Origin of the sequence: Halomonas litopenaei, from assembly GCF_017303055.1 — a bacterium.
Classification (GTDB): domain Bacteria; phylum Pseudomonadota; class Gammaproteobacteria; order Pseudomonadales; family Halomonadaceae; genus Halomonas; species Halomonas litopenaei_A.
Genome location: NZ_JAEKJT010000001.1, coordinates 206,048 through 220,413 on the forward strand (window position 1 = coordinate 206,048; position 14,366 = coordinate 220,413).

Annotated in this window: 12 protein-coding genes; 9 read left to right on the forward strand and 3 right to left on the reverse strand. The window is 62.2% G+C overall.

Annotated elements, in window-relative coordinates:
- Positions 1-143 precede the first annotated feature (143 nt).
- From ftsA to lpxC, 3 genes are all read left to right on the forward strand, one after another.
- Complete coding sequence (ftsA, locus tag JF545_RS01055; protein WP_206937323.1) at positions 144-1,433, forward strand: cell division protein FtsA; 1,290 nt, start codon at positions 144-146, stop codon at positions 1,431-1,433.
- 34 nt (positions 1,434-1,467) lie between these two features.
- Entirely contained in the window at positions 1,468-2,655 is a 1,188-nt protein-coding gene (gene ftsZ / locus JF545_RS01060; RefSeq protein ID WP_206937325.1) for a cell division protein FtsZ, read from the forward strand.
- A 122-nt stretch (positions 2,656-2,777) separates the two neighbouring features.
- Positions 2,778-3,689, forward strand: a complete 912-nt coding sequence (gene lpxC, locus JF545_RS01065) for a UDP-3-O-acyl-N-acetylglucosamine deacetylase (protein ID WP_206937328.1) — start codon at positions 2,778-2,780, stop codon at positions 3,687-3,689.
- 338 nt (positions 3,690-4,027) lie between these two features.
- Here the strand turns inward: lpxC and JF545_RS01070 are convergent, their stop codons facing one another.
- Positions 4,028-4,495: a DUF721 domain-containing protein gene (locus tag JF545_RS01070; protein WP_206937330.1), complete on the reverse strand. Its 468-nt coding sequence runs from the start codon at positions 4,493-4,495 to the stop codon at positions 4,028-4,030.
- Between the two features lie 95 nt (positions 4,496-4,590).
- Between JF545_RS01070 and JF545_RS01075 the strand changes: the two genes are divergently transcribed.
- The 4 genes from JF545_RS01075 to JF545_RS01090 all read left to right on the forward strand — a co-directional run bounded on the left by JF545_RS01075 (position 4,591) and on the right by JF545_RS01090 (position 10,125).
- Entirely contained in the window at positions 4,591-4,938 is a 348-nt protein-coding gene (locus tag JF545_RS01075; protein ID WP_206937333.1) for a hypothetical protein, read from the forward strand.
- Between the two features lie 77 nt (positions 4,939-5,015).
- Positions 5,016-7,742, forward strand: coding sequence for a preprotein translocase subunit SecA (gene secA, locus JF545_RS01080; RefSeq protein ID WP_206937335.1), 2,727 nt, complete (start codon positions 5,016-5,018; stop codon positions 7,740-7,742).
- A gap of 74 nt (positions 7,743-7,816) precedes the next feature.
- Positions 7,817-9,034 (forward strand): bifunctional glutamate N-acetyltransferase/amino-acid acetyltransferase ArgJ, encoded by a 1,218-nt coding sequence (gene argJ, locus JF545_RS01085; RefSeq protein WP_206937338.1) that lies wholly within the window; start codon positions 7,817-7,819, stop codon positions 9,032-9,034.
- 140 nt (positions 9,035-9,174) lie between these two features.
- Positions 9,175-10,125, forward strand: coding sequence for a Nudix family hydrolase (locus JF545_RS01090; protein ID WP_206937340.1), 951 nt, complete (start codon positions 9,175-9,177; stop codon positions 10,123-10,125).
- A gap of 108 nt (positions 10,126-10,233) precedes the next feature.
- Here JF545_RS01090 and JF545_RS01095 read toward each other — a convergent pair whose 3' ends face one another.
- Together JF545_RS01095 and JF545_RS01100 are read right to left on the reverse strand one after the other, a co-directional pair.
- Positions 10,234-11,136, reverse strand: a complete 903-nt coding sequence (locus tag JF545_RS01095) for a carbon-nitrogen hydrolase (RefSeq protein WP_206937343.1) — start codon at positions 11,134-11,136, stop codon at positions 10,234-10,236.
- On the reverse strand, positions 11,133-12,182 hold the full coding sequence (locus tag JF545_RS01100) for an agmatine deiminase family protein (protein WP_206937346.1): 1,050 nt from the start codon (positions 12,180-12,182) through the stop codon (positions 11,133-11,135). The genes JF545_RS01095 and JF545_RS01100 overlap by 4 nt, the downstream gene beginning before the upstream one ends.
- 140 nt (positions 12,183-12,322) lie before the next feature.
- Here JF545_RS01100 and JF545_RS01105 point away from each other — a divergent pair, with 140 nt between their 5' ends.
- Both JF545_RS01105 and JF545_RS01110 read left to right on the forward strand, forming a co-directional pair.
- Positions 12,323-13,564 carry a lipoprotein-releasing ABC transporter permease subunit gene (locus JF545_RS01105; protein WP_206937348.1) on the forward strand — a complete coding sequence of 414 codons (1,242 nt, stop codon included), beginning with the start codon at positions 12,323-12,325 and terminating at the stop codon, positions 13,562-13,564.
- Positions 13,557-14,291, forward strand: a complete 735-nt coding sequence (locus tag JF545_RS01110; protein ID WP_206937351.1) for an ABC transporter ATP-binding protein — start codon at positions 13,557-13,559, stop codon at positions 14,289-14,291. The genes JF545_RS01105 and JF545_RS01110 overlap by 8 nt, the downstream gene beginning before the upstream one ends.
- Positions 14,292-14,366: the final 75 nt, after the last annotated feature.

A 14,366-nucleotide genomic window follows, 5' to 3' on the forward strand; every position in this document is an offset into this window, starting at 1 on the left:
TTTAAATGAGCCCGTATCGTGGAATGAATGAACGTCCTGGGCTGGCCGAACAAGTGCACTTGTTTCTATAATCGTCCCAGGTTTTTTTATAACAGCGGCAGGTTCCAAGGTTACGGAATCCGTTCAAGGAGATTTCCCGGCTCATGGCAGGTCCATCCAACGTGTCCAATATGGTAGTCGGGCTGGATATCGGAACATCCAAGGTCGTAGCGATCGTGGGTCAGCCCACCGACGATGGTGGCATCGAAATCGCCGGTATCGGCTCTCACCCTTCCCGAGGTATGAAAAAGGGAGTGGTGATCAATATTGAGTCCACGGTTCAGTCTATTCAGCGTGCGGTGGAAGAAGCGGAATTGATGGCAGGTTGCGACATTCATTCCGTGTATGTCGGCATTGCAGGAAGCCATATCAGTTCCATGAATTCCGACGGGGTCGTGGCCATCAAGGAGCGGGAGGTCGCGCCATCGGATATTGATCGCGTCATCGACTCCGCCAGGGCCAGGGCTATCTCAGAAGGGCAGCGTGTCCTGCATGTATTGCCCCAGGAATTCGCCATCGACACCCAGGGCGGAATTCGCGAGCCGCTGGGCATGTCCGGTGTGCGCCTGGAAGCCCGTGTTCACCTGGTCACCGCGGCGCTCAATGCGGTGCAGAATATCGAAAAGTGTGTGCGTCGCTGTGGCCTGGATGTGGACGCCATTATTCTCGAGCAGTTGGCGTCCAGTCATGCGGTGCTGACCGAAGACGAACGCGAGCTGGGTGTGTGCATGGTGGATATTGGTGGCGGTACCACCGATATTGCCGTATTCACCGAAGGCGCCATCCGTCATACTGCAGTGATTCCGATTGCCGGTGACCAGGTCACCAACGATATCGCCATGGCGCTGCGCACACCCGCGCAGTACGCCGAGGAGATCAAGGTCAAGTATGCCTGCGCTCTGACTCAGCTGGCCTCCAGCGACGAGATGATCAAAGTGCCGAGCGTTGGCGACCGTCCTGCACGGGACCTGTCACGCCAGTCCCTGGCCGAGGTGGTAGAACCTCGCTACGAAGAGCTGTTCACCCTGGTGCGTGACGAACTGCGCCGCAGCGGCTTCGAGGATCTGGTGGCTGCTGGCGTCGTGTTGACCGGCGGAACCTCGCGCATGGAAGGTGTGGTGGAGCTTGCCGAAGAGATATTTCACATGCCGGTCAGGGTGGCCTGTCCGCAGAATGTGAGAGGTCTCGCCGATGTGGTGCGAAATCCGATTTATTCGACGGGTGTCGGTTTGTTACATTACGCTCTACATGAAGCCCGTCAGGGTCGTGCTCACCAAGGGCAGGGTGGCACCACCTCGGCGCAACCGAGGCGCGAGGACGTCTCCCGGCGTGGACCAGAGGAAAGGATTCCGGCGCTGGAAAAGATAAAAGGCTGGTTCAAAGGAAATTTCTGAAAGGGCCGCTCAAGCGGCTCAGGAGACGGGGCAAATGTTCGAAGTCGTAGATAGCGCGCCCTCAAGCAGCGCGGTCATAAAAGTCATCGGTGTCGGTGGCGGCGGCGGCAATGCTGTCAATCACATGGTCGAGAGCAGCATCGAAGGGGTGGAGTTCATCTGCGCCAACACTGATGCTCAGGCGCTCAAGCGGGTGTCAGCCAAGACCGTTCTGCAACTCGGTGGCGAGATCACCAAGGGGCTCGGCGCCGGTGCCAATCCGGAAGTCGGCCGTCAGGCGGCCATGGAAGACCGTGAGCGCATCGCCGAGCTGCTTGGCGGTGCCGATATGGTCTTCATCACGGCTGGCATGGGTGGCGGTACCGGCACCGGTGGCGCGCCAGTGGTCGCCCAGGTGGCCAAGGAACTCGGCATTCTGACCGTTGCCGTGGTCACGCGCCCGTTCCCCTTCGAAGGTCCCAAGCGCATGCGCGCAGCCGAAGAGGGGATGAAGGAGCTGTCCGAGCACGTCGACTCGTTGATCACCATCCCCAACGAAAAGCTGCTGTCCGTTCTGGGCAAGAGCGCCACTCTGCTGACCGCCTTCAGCGCCGCGAATGATGTGCTGCTGGGTGCGGTTCAGGGGATTGCCGAGCTGATCACCAGTCCGGGGATCATCAACGTCGACTTTGCCGACGTCAGAACGGTGATGTCAGAGATGGGTATGGCGATGATGGGAACCGGTGGAGCCACCGGTGAAAATCGTGCTCGCGAAGCCGCCGAGAAGGCCATTCGCAGCCCGCTGCTGGAAGACATCGACCTTCACGGCGCCCGGGGCATTCTGGTCAACATCACGGCAGGGCCAGATCTCTCCATTGGCGAGTTCAACGACGTCGGTGCCACTGTCCAGGAGTTCGCTTCCCAGGACGCCACCATCGTCGTGGGTACTTCCATCGACATGGACATGACCGACGAGTTGCGCGTTACCGTGGTGGCAGCGGGCCTGGATGCTCAGGTGTCGCGTCAGCAGAAGCCTGCCAGCCAGCAGCAGACTCGACGTCCTGAGGCGCGTCAACGCCCCCAGCAGGGTGCGATCAATCGCAGCCAGGGTGGCGCCGGCGTCGCTGCAGCGAGCAAGCCTGAGCCGCAGGAGTCCGCGCGACCCCAGGCCGAGAAGCGCAAGTCACAAGAGCTCGACGATTATCTGGATATCCCGGCGTTCTTGCGTCGGCAGGCGGATTGATCGAAACGAGCGTAGGGTTTTCCGGGTGCGGGCATCGGAAGGCAAGGTTTTTTTGTTGAAACGTCCGTTCGGTGTTATAGTGAACGGTGTTTCATAACCAACGACTGCCTGGCGACTGCACAATGATCAGACAACGCACCCTGAAAAACGTCATCCGCGCGACGGGCGTGGGACTGCACTCCGGCAAGAAGGTGTATCTTACCCTTCGTCCTGCGCCGGTGGACACGGGCATTGTGTTCGTGCGCACCGACCTCGAGCCGGAAGTTCGCATCCCGGCCCAGGCGATAAACGTCACCGACACTACCCTGTGTACTGCCCTGTCCCAGGATGGTGAAAAAGTTGCGACGGTGGAGCACCTGATGTCCGCCTTCGCGGGTCTCGGTATCGACAATGCCTACGTGGATGTCAGCGCGCCGGAAGTGCCCATCATGGACGGTAGCGCCGGACCCTTCGTGTTCCTGATCCAGTCTGCGGGCATTCAGGAGCAGAATGCGGCCAAGAAGTTCATCCGCATCAAGAGCGAGATCAAGGTCACCGAAGGCGACAAGGAAGCGATCTTCCTGCCCCACAAGGGGTTCAAGGTGTCCTTCGCGATCGATTTCGACCATCCTGTGTTCGAAGATCAGAAGCAGACGGCCATGGTGGACTTTTCCACCACCTCGTTCGTCAAGGAAGTGTCCCGCGCGCGGACCTTCGGCTTCATGCGTGATCTCGAGTATCTGCGGTCCAACAATCTGGCCCTTGGCGGTAGCCTCGACAACGCCATCGTGGTGGATGACTACCGCATCGTGAACGACGGTGGTCTGCGTTACGACGATGAATTCGTCAAGCACAAGGTGCTGGATGCCATCGGCGACCTGTACCAGCTGGGACACAGCCTGATTGGCGAGTTCCGCGGCGTGAAGTCCGGGCATGCGCTCAACAATCAGCTGTGCCGTGCCCTGATCGAGCAGCCGGAGGCCTGGGAAATCGTGACCTTCGAGAGCGAGGCCGAGCCCGCTCCGATTTCCTACGCAGCGCCCGCCATGGCGTGATGTCGCGGGTGGCAGGGTGATGTGAGCGTCCCGCAGATCGCCAGTCTCACCTCGCTTGCCATTGCCTGTTGTTGCCCGTGTCCGTACCCGTGACCTGCATCGACGCCGCCCCCAGGGGCGGCGTTTTGCTGTTTGAGAGTTCCGTGTCGAAGGGAGAGTTCCTTGTCGAAGGGGGCGGGCGAGCAATGCCGCAAACCGAGTGGACGTCACGCGCGTACGTTGCGAGTGTACGTTGCGAGTGCGCGTCGAGCGTGCTTGCCGCGGCTGGTCGCTAGCGCAGTGTGGTAGGTGGGGTGGCCGGTCGATGGGTTCGTTGCGCGGCCGTTGGCGACACGCTGCTAGCGGTCGGAGCGGGCTTCTGCATGGGCGGCCAGCCGTTCGAGGGCACGCTTCAGGCGAGGGTCTTCGATGTCTGCCGCACAGCTCGACAGCTCATCTCCGGCCTCGGCTGGCAGTCGCCTGACCTGTCGGGGGGCGACCTTGGCAGGGCGTACCGGGCGGACCTTGAAGTGAAAGCCGGTGACCGCCTGAAACTCCGGCAGCTGGTGCAGGCTCTCCAGAAGTCGTGGCTGTTCGTAGCGCAGTCGTGTGAGCCAGGCCGCGCCATCGGTGATCAGGGTCAGGCGTCCGTCACGAAAGCCGCCGACAAACAGATGGTCGGCCAGGGGGGCTGTCAGCTCGCTACGCAGGTGTTCCTGGGCACGCTCGATCAGTCGTGCCATGCGCATCAGTCCGCCCAGTTCCCCGCGGCCTCCAAGAAGGCCGGTCATGGACTGGGCGCGGAACCGCTTAACCTTTATACTCATGAGCTTGTGTCTTGGGGTTTCCCAGGATCAATGGAGAGTGTGTCGTTGCCAATGGGTGGCACCGAGACTAGCACGCGACGGAGTTGCCCGACAGCATGACAGCCCTGGAATCACATCGTAGCTGCCCCCGCGAGGCGAGTGCCCGGCGTGTAGCGCGGTGGTGGCTGGCCGGTTTGCTGGTAGGGTGTCTGTTACCGGCGAGCCTGGCGGCGGCCGAGTCGCCCAGAGCGACCGAGCGGCTGGTGCAGATATGTATCATGGCCCCGGCGGTCATACGCGCGCATACCATGCTCAAGGCCTGTCGGCATCGGCTGGCCACTCACCCTCGAGTCTCCCTCACCTATCACCCGGTACGCGCTGATCTGCGCTGGGATACCTTTTATTTGCCTGCGGTCGCTGCACTGGATGTACGCGCGCCAAGGGCTCCCCCTGTCGTTGGCTGACATCAAGGACGTCGTTATTGCTTGAGTTTTCCGATGAGCGGAGAGCTCACTTCAGCCAGTCAATGTCAGGAAGTGTCATGATCAATTCCCTGTTGCGTAAAGTGGTCGGTTCCAAGAACGACCGTGACGTCAAACGTATGTTTCGCCAGGTGCGCGCCGTCAACGAGCTCGAGTCGAGCCTGGAGAGCCTGGACGACGCTGCCCTGAGTGCCCGCACGGCGGAATTCCGTGAGCGTCTGGCCGGGGGCGAGTCGCTGGACGCGCTGCTGCCGGAAGCCTTTGCCACCGTGCGCGAGGCCAGTAAGCGGGTCATGGGCATGCGCCATTTCGATGTACAGCTCATTGGTGGCATGACCCTCAATCGCGGCCGGATCGCCGAGATGAAGACCGGCGAGGGCAAGACCCTGGTAGCCACGCTGGCGGTGTATCTGAATGCGTTGCCCGGCAAGGGCGTGCATGTCGTCACCGTCAACGATTATCTGGCACGGCGTGACGCCAACTGGATGCGCCCTCTGTATGAGTTTCTGGGGCTGTCGGTGGGGGTGATCTACTCCGGCCAGACGTCTGAAGAAAAGCGTGATTCCTACGCCTGCGACATCACCTATGGCACCAACAACGAGTTTGGTTTCGACTACCTGCGCGACAACATGGCGTTTTCGCTGGAGGACAAGGTTCAGCGTGACCTCTACTTCGCCATTGTCGATGAGGTCGACTCGATCCTGATCGATGAAGCTCGCACACCGCTGATCATCTCCGGTGCAGTGGATGAAAACACCGAGCTCTACAAGGTCGTGGATCGCCTGGCCCAGGAGCTTGCTCCGTGCACCGACGAGGAAGATCCCGAGAGCGGCGACTTCACTCTGGACGAGAAGCAAAAGCAGGTAGAGTTGACCGAGGGTGGCCACCATCGAGTGGAGGAGCTGATGCGGGCCCAGGGGCTGCTGGGCGAGGAGGACTCTCTCTACGCCGCGCAGAACCTCAACCTGCTGCAGCACATGCACTCGGCCCTGCGTGCACGACACCTTTACCACGTCGACGTGGACTATATCGTCAGTGACGGTCAGGTCGTGATCGTCGATGAGCATACCGGTCGTACCATGCCCGGCCGCCGCTGGTCGGAAGGCCTGCACCAGGCTGTCGAGGCCAAGGAGGGCGTGACGGTTCAGCGTGAAAGTCAGACGTTGGCCTCGACGACCTTCCAGAACTACTTCCGCCTGTACGAAAAACTGTCCGGCATGACCGGTACTGCGGATACCGAGGCCTTCGAGTTCCGTCAGATCTATGGGCTCGACGTGGTGGTCATTCCCACCAATCGCCCGCTGGCGAGAAAGGACATGAATGACCTGGTGTACCTCAGTGCTGAAGAGAAGTACGAGGCCATCATCGAGGACGTCAAGGTACAGGTCGAGGCCGGTCGTCCGGTGCTGGTGGGTACCGCATCCATCGAGACGTCGGAGTATCTGGCAGAGCTGATGCGCAAGTCGGGCATCGACTTCAACGTGCTTAATGCCAAGCAGCACCAGCGCGAAGCCGACATCATCGCCCAGGCCGGTCGTCCTGGTGCCGTCACCATTGCCACCAATATGGCCGGTCGCGGTACCGACATCATGCTGGGGGGCAACTGGGAGGCGGAAGCTGCCACCCTGGACAACCCCTCCGACGCCGATGTCGAAGCGCTCAAGGAGGCTTGGAAAGAGCGTCACGAGGCCGTGCTGGCGGCCGGTGGCCTTCACGTTATCGGTTCCGAGCGCCACGAGTCGCGGCGTATCGACAACCAGTTGCGCGGCCGCTCCGGTCGCCAGGGCGATCCGGGCTCCACGCGCTTCTTCCTGTCCCTCGAAGACAATCTGATGCGTCTGTTCGGCTCCGAGCGTGTGCAGAAGCTCATGCAGGCGCTGGGACTCGAGCGGGGCGAAGCCATCGAGCACAAGATGGTATCCAATGCGGTGGAGCGTGCCCAGAAGAAGGTCGAGGGTCGCAACTTCGACATCCGCAAGCAGCTGCTTGAATATGATGATGTGGCCAATGACCAGCGCCGTGTGATCTACGAGCAGCGCAACGAGATTCTGGCGGCCAGTGACGTGTCCGAGAATGTGATGGGCATTCGCGAAGAGGTGCTGGACGAGGCGATCAGTGCCTTTGTGCCGCCTCAGAGCCTGCCGGAGCAGTGGGACCTGGCCGGTCTTGAGGCTCACCTCAAGAGCGAGTACCAGCTCGAGGCGCCGGTGGTGCAGTGGGCGGAAGAGGATGACCGGTTCCACGAGGAGCAGCTGCGCGAACGCCTGCAGACTCAGCACCGCGAGACCTATCAGGCCAAGGTGGCCATCGCCGGTGAAGAGCTTATGCGTCGGTTCGAGAAGCAGGTCATGCTGCAGGTGCTGGACACTCGCTGGAAAGAGCACCTCCAGTCGATGGACCACCTGCGTCGCGGCATTCACCTGCGTGGTTATGCGCAGAAGAATCCGAAGCAGGAGTACAAGCGCGAGTCCTTCGAGCTGTTCCAGAATCTGCTGACCAACATCAAGGCTGACGTCACGCGTATCCTCAGTCACGTCCAGGTGCGTGCGCCAGAGGAAGTCGACGCACTCGAGCGTCAGCGGCGCGAAGCCTTGGCTCGGGAAAGCGCCCAGGCGGCCAGTCGGCATGATGAGGCGCCGGCAGCGGAGGACGATGGCCAGCGGCACGTGAATGAGATGGCTGACCAGCGTCCAGTGCGCCGCGATGCCCCCAAGGTCGGTCGCAACGACGCTTGCCCGTGCGGTTCTGGCAAGAAGTACAAGCAGTGTTGCGGCAAGCTCAGCTGAGCAAGCTGCACCGCCGATGATGACGACGACCCCGGGCAATGTCCCGGGGGCGTCTCGACAGCAGGAGACTAACGATGGCAGTGGGTGACAGCAGTTTTCCAGCAATGACGCCGATCGCTGGCGTGCGTCTCGGTACCGCCATGGCCGGGATCAAGAAGCCTGGCCGGCGGGATCTGGTGCTGATTGAGGTGGCCGAAGGGGCCTCTGTGTCGGGCACGTTCACCCGCAACGCCTTCTGCGCTGCGCCGGTGCATGTGGCCAAGGCGCATCTGGCCAGCGCGCCGGCAACTCGCTACCTGGTGATCAATACCGGCAACGCCAATGCGGGCACCGGTGAGATCGGCATGCGCGATGCCAGGGCCACCTGTCAGCAAGTGGCCGACATTGCTGGGGTGAGCAGCGAGCAGGTGCTGCCGTTCTCTACCGGTGTCATTGGCGAGCCTCTGCCCATGGAGCGCCTGCTTGCAGGCCTTCCTGAAGCGGTGGATCAGCTGAGCGACAGTGCCGAAGCCTGGCGCCAGGCCGCCGAAGGCATTCTGACCACAGATACCCGCATCAAGGGCGCCTCGCGCCGCGTGATGCTCAAGGGCGGCGAGGTGGTCATCAATGGGATCGCCAAGGGCTCAGGCATGATTCGCCCGGACATGGCCACCATGCTGGGGTTTGTCGCCACGGATGCGGCCATCGAGCAGGAGGCCCTGGATGCCTGGCTGCGGGATGGGGTGAAAAGGTCGTTCAACAGTATTACCGTCGACTCGGATACCTCGACCAACGACGCGTGCATGCTGATCGCCACCGGGCAAGCCGCAGCCGTGGCTGACGCCGAGGATGAGCGACGCTTTCGCCAGGCCCTGGATGAGGTGCTGGTGAGCCTGGCACAGGCGATCATCCGTGATGGCGAGGGCGCGACCAAGTTCGTCACGCTGGCGGTGTCCGGCGCGCGCAGCGTCGATGAAGCGCGTGAGGTAGCGTTTACCGTGGCCCACTCCCCACTGGTCAAGACCGCGCTCTACGCAAGCGATGCTAACTGGGGGCGTATCCTGGCGGCGGTGGGACGCGCCCAGGTCAGTGACTTTGACGTGGACCTGGTCACCATCGACCTGGGGCCGGTGCGCCTGGTGGAGCATGGCGGCAGGGCGACAGGCTACACCGAAGAGGCCGGTAGTGCGGTGATGGCAGGAGAAGAGATCACCATCGCCATCGATCTCGGTCGCGGCGAGGCGTCGGCAACGGTGTGGACATCCGATCTGTCCCACGATTATGTCTCGATCAATGCCGACTACCGTAGCTGATTCATCCGCAAGGTATGATCTGCGGATGAATCTCGCTGTCTGAATCGGTATCCTATGCCGACTTTTATCCTGGCCCACCCGACTGAAAACTGGCGCGGGCATGGCCCGCGAATCCAAGCTGGTAACGTTGAATGAACACTATGGTGAAGAGAAGGGTGCATGTGGCGGCGGCCGCCATCATCAGCCCAGACGGTGACGAAGTGCTGCTGGCCCGGCGTCCTTCCAATGTCGACCACGGCGGCCTGTGGGAGTTTCCCGGCGGCAAGCTGGCGCCCTACGAGACCGGCCTGGAGGCGCTCAAGCGTGAGCTGCATGAAGAGCTCGGTATCGAGATACGTCGTGCCCAGCCGTTGATCCGCATCCACCACGAATATCCGGACAAGCACATCCTGCTCGATGTGTGGCAGGTAAAGGATTTCTCTGGTGAGCCGTTCGGGCGTGAAGGGCAAGCGGTGCGTTGGGTGCCCATGGGTGAGTTGATCGGCTATCCCTTCCCGGCCGCCAATCTGCCGATCCTGCGGGCGGTGATGTTGCCGTCCGAGTACCTCATCAGTGACGAAGAGGCCGATGAGGAGGTATTTGCCGCTCGCCTGGAGCGTGCGCTGGTCGAAGATGCCGTGCGCCTGGTGCAGTTGCGTGCCAAGACGCTGGACACCGACGCCTATGTGGCGCGTGCCGAGCGGGCTCTGGAAATGTGTCGCCGCCATGGTGCACGGCTCATGCTCAATGGCGAACCCGAATTGCTCGACCGGGTTGATGCCGACGGCATTCACCTGACCAGCGAGCGCTTGATGGGCCTCGAGCGACGTCCGATTGCCGAGGGCAAGTGGTTGTCGGCGTCTACTCATGACAAGGCACAGCTGGACCAGGCCCACGTGATTGGCTGCGATTTCGTGACGCTGTCTCCGCTGCGCACCACCCCGTCGCACCCGGAAGTGGCGCCCATTGGCTGGCACGATTTCCAGCAGCTGGTCGAGCGTGCCGGCATGCCGGTCTATGCACTGGGCGGCATGACCCGCCATGATGCCAATCACGCCCGTGCCGTTGGCGCCCAGGGCATCGCCTCAATTCGCGATTTCTGGAAGTCATAGCGGGCCGTTGAGCACGCATCAGCGATAGCGACACCGTTGCTATCATCAAAGAGCCCCCGCAGGTCACTGGCCTGCGGGGGCTCTTGCATGATGCGCCGGGTGGCTGGCTCAGTCCCGGAAGCGGCGGGTCAACTCGCCATAGGCATCGATGCGGCGATCTCTCAGGTAGGGCCAGATGCGTCGCACCTGCTCGCCGTGAGCCAGGTCCAGGGTGACCAGCAGGGTCTGGGCCTCTTCGCCGGCGTGCGCCAGCAGCTCGCCCTGTGGGCCAGCGACGAAGCTGCCGCCCCAGAAGTCGATGCCCGGGCTGACGCCGGAGTGGTCCGGTTCGTGGCCCACCCGGTTGGCGACCAGAACCGGTACGCCATTGGCCACAGCATGGCTGCGCTGGATGATGGTCCAGGCGTCCTTCTGGCGTGTCTTTTCCGCGTCATCGTCATTCGGTGCCCAGCCAATGGCGGTGGGGTACAGCAGCACCTCGGCGCCGGCAAGGGCCATCATGCGTGCCGCTTCCGGATACCATTGATCCCAGCACACCAGGACGCCGAGTCGCCCGACCGAGGTATCGATGGGGGTGAAGCCCTGGTGATGTGCGGGGTCATGATCTCCCGGGGTGAAGTAGAACTTCTCGTAGAAGCCGGGATCATCGGGAATGTGCATCTTGCGGTAGTGACCCACAGCGCCCTTGGCGCCGTCGTAGACCACTGCCGTGTTGTGATAGATGCCGGGCGCACGACGTTCGAACAGCGAGCCCATCAGCACAATATCGAGTTCGCTGGCGAGTGCCGCCAGGCGTGTCCCGGTGGGCCCGTCCAAGGGTTCGGCGAGATCGAACAGGTCAGGATCTTCGTACTGGCAGAAGTAGTGGGTGGCATGCAGCTCCTGCAGCATCACCAGCTTGGCTCCCTGGCCGGCCAGGTCGCGGATGGCCTGTTCGCTGGCATCCAGGCTGCGTGCCTTGTCGGGCCAGGCTGGTTGTTGCACCAGGCCCACGGTCAATTGGCGCGTCATTGGTGTGCTCCTTCAAGGTTGAGAGTGCCGCGGGGCCACTGCATGGTCAGGCAGTGCAGGCTGCCATGCTGGGTGATGGCGGCGCTGGCATCGATGGGAATGATGTCATGCTCCGGGAAGGCGCCTGCCAGGGCGTTGAGCGCCGCCAGATCCTGTCGATCGCCGTACACCGGCACCAAAACGGCACCATTGATGATCAGAAAGTTGGCATAGGTAGCCGGTAGCCGATGTCCGTCGTCGCCATCCCGGCACGCGGCTGGCCAGGGCAGGGGGATCAGACGGTAGGGCGAGCCGTTGGCCTGGCGCAGCGTCGTCAATTCCTGCTCCATGGCGTGCAGGTCGGCGTAGTGGGAGTCGGCGGGATCATCGCAGCGCACGTAGGCAATGGTCTCGGCATCGCAGAAACGGGCCAGGGTGTCGACGTGACTGTCGGTATCATCCCCTTCCAGGTGTCCATGGCGAAGCCACAATACTCGCGTAAGCCCAAGCTGGCTGGCGAGCCAGTCCTCGACCTGTTGCCGGGACAGGTCAGGGTTGCGATTAGGGTTGAGCAGGCAGGCTTCGGTGGTCAGCAGGGTGCCTTGCCCGTCGGTTTCGAGAGCGCCACCCTCCATGACAACATCGCTGGTGGTGACGGGGCAGCGTATCCAGCCCGCCGTGACCAGCTGCTGCGTGAGGGTATTGTCGCGATCAGCGCGAAACTTGCCGCCCCAGCCGTTGAAGGTGAGGTCGTGGAACTGCACAGCGGCGCCATCCTGGCTGGCCAGTGGGCCATGATCACGGGCCCAGGTGTCGTCCGCCTCGACCACGACGAGGTGTACTCTGTCGGTAGCGGCACCTCGGGCCATCAGGCGCTGGCGCAGACCATCGCCGCAGGCAGGGTCGGGTACCCCGATGATGACATGCTGATAGCGGCTGATGACCAGCGCCAGCTGCTCCATCATGGCCTCGATGGCGGGCAGGGTATCGGCCCAGTCGCTGTCAGGGCGGGGCCAGGTCAGCTGGACGGCGTCCTGGGGATGCCACTCGGGAAGCAGGCGGTTCATGGCAGTGTCCTGGAGGTCGAAACGGCGAAATGTAGGCCTGCGAGCAGGAAGATGCAAGGATCTCGCAAATCCCATGCCGTGGCGATGCAGAGGCGTGCAAAAAACCGTACCATGGCGGCCTGCCGACAAGGAAAGAGTCCATGCTTGATCGATTGCCATTTCTGATCGGCTTGCGCTATGTGCGAGCCAAGCGACGCAACCACTTCATCTCCTTCATCTCGCTGACGTCCATGCTGGGGCTCACCCTGGGCGTGGCGGTACTGATTCTGGTGCTGTCAGTGATGAACGGTTTTGACCGAGAGCTACGCCAGCGGGTTCTGGGCATGGTGCCCCACACCCAGATCGAGCAGGCCGGTGGCATGACCGATTGGCAGCCCCTGGCCGAGCGTCTGACCCAGCGCGAGCACGTTATCGGTGCCGCGCCCTATATCCAGCAACAGGGCATGTTCTCCCAGGCCGGACGTAATCAGGGCGCCATGGTCAACGGCATTGATCCGCAGTGGGAAAGCCGCGTTTCCATTGTCGACGAGAACATGTCCCAGGGCTCTCTTGATGATCTGCAGCCGGGTGAGTGGCACATCGTGCTGGGGTCGATCCTTGCCAACAATCTGAGGGTCGATGTCGGCGACAGTGTCACCCTGCTGGTACCCGAAGCCTCGATCACCCCGGCTGGCGTATTCCCGCGTCTGAAGCGCTTCACCGTCAGCGGTATCTTCAGCGTAGGGGCCGACCTGGATGCCAACCTCGCGTATGCCAATATCGAGGACATGCAGACCTTGGCACGCATGGGCGATAGCGTTGGCGGCCTGCGTCTTGAGCTGGATGACCTGTTCCTGGCCGGTCAGGAAACCCAGGCCATCGTCAATGAGCTGGGCGCTGGCTATCGCGGCTACGACTGGACCTTTACCCGTGGCAACCTGTTCCAGGCCATCCAGATGGAGAAGCGCATGATCGGGCTGCTGCTGACGGTGATCATTGCCGTGGCCGCGTTCAATATCGTCTCTACCCTGGTCATGGTGGTGACCGACAAGCATGCCGACATCGCCATTTTGCGCACGATTGGCGCCACGCCTCGTTCGATCATGGGGATCTTCATGGTTCAGGGGATTGCCATCGGCGTGATCGGCATCCTGATAGGGGTTGCGCTGGGCATCTTGCTGGCGCTGACAGTGTCCGACATCATCGCTTTCGTGGAGTCCACACTGGGGATCCATTTCCTCGATGCCGGCGTCTACTTCATCAGCGACCTGCCGTCAGAGCTGATCTGGAGTGATGTGTATCAGATCGTTGCAGCCGCCTTTGTGCTGACCTTCCTGTCCACCCTCTATCCGGCGTGGCGAGCCGCCCGGGTCCAGCCTGCCGAGGTGCTGCGCTATGAGTGATGTTGTCAATCAGCCGGCAGCGACCGAGGCGCCGACTGCCCAGGCGCCCGGCAAGGTAATGCTGGAATGTCATCAGCTGTCCCGCGTCTACGACGAGGGGCCCGCCGACCTGGTCGTGCTGGATCAGCTGGAGCTCAAGGTGCACGCCGGGGAGCGCGTCGCCGTTGTCGGTAGCTCCGGGTCTGGCAAGACGACCTTGCTCAACCTTCTGGGTGGGCTGGATAGCCCCAGCGCTGGCGAGGTTCGTGTCGATGGAACGGTGCTGCATCAGTTGGGGGACGCCGAGATCGGCCGTTTTCGCAACCGCCACATCGGCTTCGTCTACCAGTTCCATCACTTGCTGGCCGAGTTCTCCGCGCTGGAGAATGTGGCGCTGCCGCTGATCATTCGCGGGAGTCGCAAGCGCGATGCCGAAGACAAGGCGCGGGCGCTGTTGCAGAAGGTGGGGCTGGGGCCGCGTGCGGATCACAAGCCCGGCGAGCTGTCCGGTGGTGAGCGCCAGCGCGCGGCCATTGCCCGCGCCCTGGTGACCGACCCCAGCTTGATGCTGATGGATGAGCCCACCGGAAACCTGGACAAGCACACCGCGGCCAGCATTCTGGCGCTGATGGATGAGCTGGCTGCCAGCGCGCGCTGCGCTTTCGTTATCGTCACCCACGACCCGGAGCTCGCCGCGCACCAAGACCGCGTGTTGCGCCTGGACAACGGCCGTCTCCAGCCCGATTGAATCGAGAGGCCGAGTCGATTGGCTGAAACAAGTGGCTTAGCCGAGTGACCTGGGTCGCATATGAATGGCCCCGCT

What these genes read in the sequence shown, in the direction of transcription:
- ftsA (WP_206937323.1), top strand. Translation starts at nt 144, where the DNA reads ATGGCAGGTCCATCCAACGTGTCCAATATGGTAGTCGGGCTGGATATC.
- ftsZ (WP_206937325.1), top strand. Translation starts at nt 1,468, where the DNA reads ATGTTCGAAGTCGTAGATAGCGCGCCCTCAAGCAGCGCGGTCATAAAA.
- lpxC (WP_206937328.1), top strand. Translation starts at nt 2,778, where the DNA reads ATGATCAGACAACGCACCCTGAAAAACGTCATCCGCGCGACGGGCGTG.
- JF545_RS01070 (WP_206937330.1), bottom strand. Translation starts at nt 4,495, where the DNA reads ATGAGTATAAAGGTTAAGCGGTTCCGCGCCCAGTCCATGACCGGCCTT.
- JF545_RS01075 (WP_206937333.1), top strand. Translation starts at nt 4,591, where the DNA reads ATGACAGCCCTGGAATCACATCGTAGCTGCCCCCGCGAGGCGAGTGCC.
- secA (WP_206937335.1), top strand. Translation starts at nt 5,016, where the DNA reads ATGATCAATTCCCTGTTGCGTAAAGTGGTCGGTTCCAAGAACGACCGT.
- argJ (WP_206937338.1), top strand. Translation starts at nt 7,817, where the DNA reads ATGGCAGTGGGTGACAGCAGTTTTCCAGCAATGACGCCGATCGCTGGC.
- JF545_RS01090 (WP_206937340.1), top strand. Translation starts at nt 9,175, where the DNA reads ATGGTGAAGAGAAGGGTGCATGTGGCGGCGGCCGCCATCATCAGCCCA.
- JF545_RS01095 (WP_206937343.1), bottom strand. Translation starts at nt 11,136, where the DNA reads ATGACGCGCCAATTGACCGTGGGCCTGGTGCAACAACCAGCCTGGCCC.
- JF545_RS01100 (WP_206937346.1), bottom strand. Translation starts at nt 12,182, where the DNA reads ATGAACCGCCTGCTTCCCGAGTGGCATCCCCAGGACGCCGTCCAGCTG.
- JF545_RS01105 (WP_206937348.1), top strand. Translation starts at nt 12,323, where the DNA reads ATGCTTGATCGATTGCCATTTCTGATCGGCTTGCGCTATGTGCGAGCC.
- JF545_RS01110 (WP_206937351.1), top strand. Translation starts at nt 13,557, where the DNA reads ATGAGTGATGTTGTCAATCAGCCGGCAGCGACCGAGGCGCCGACTGCC.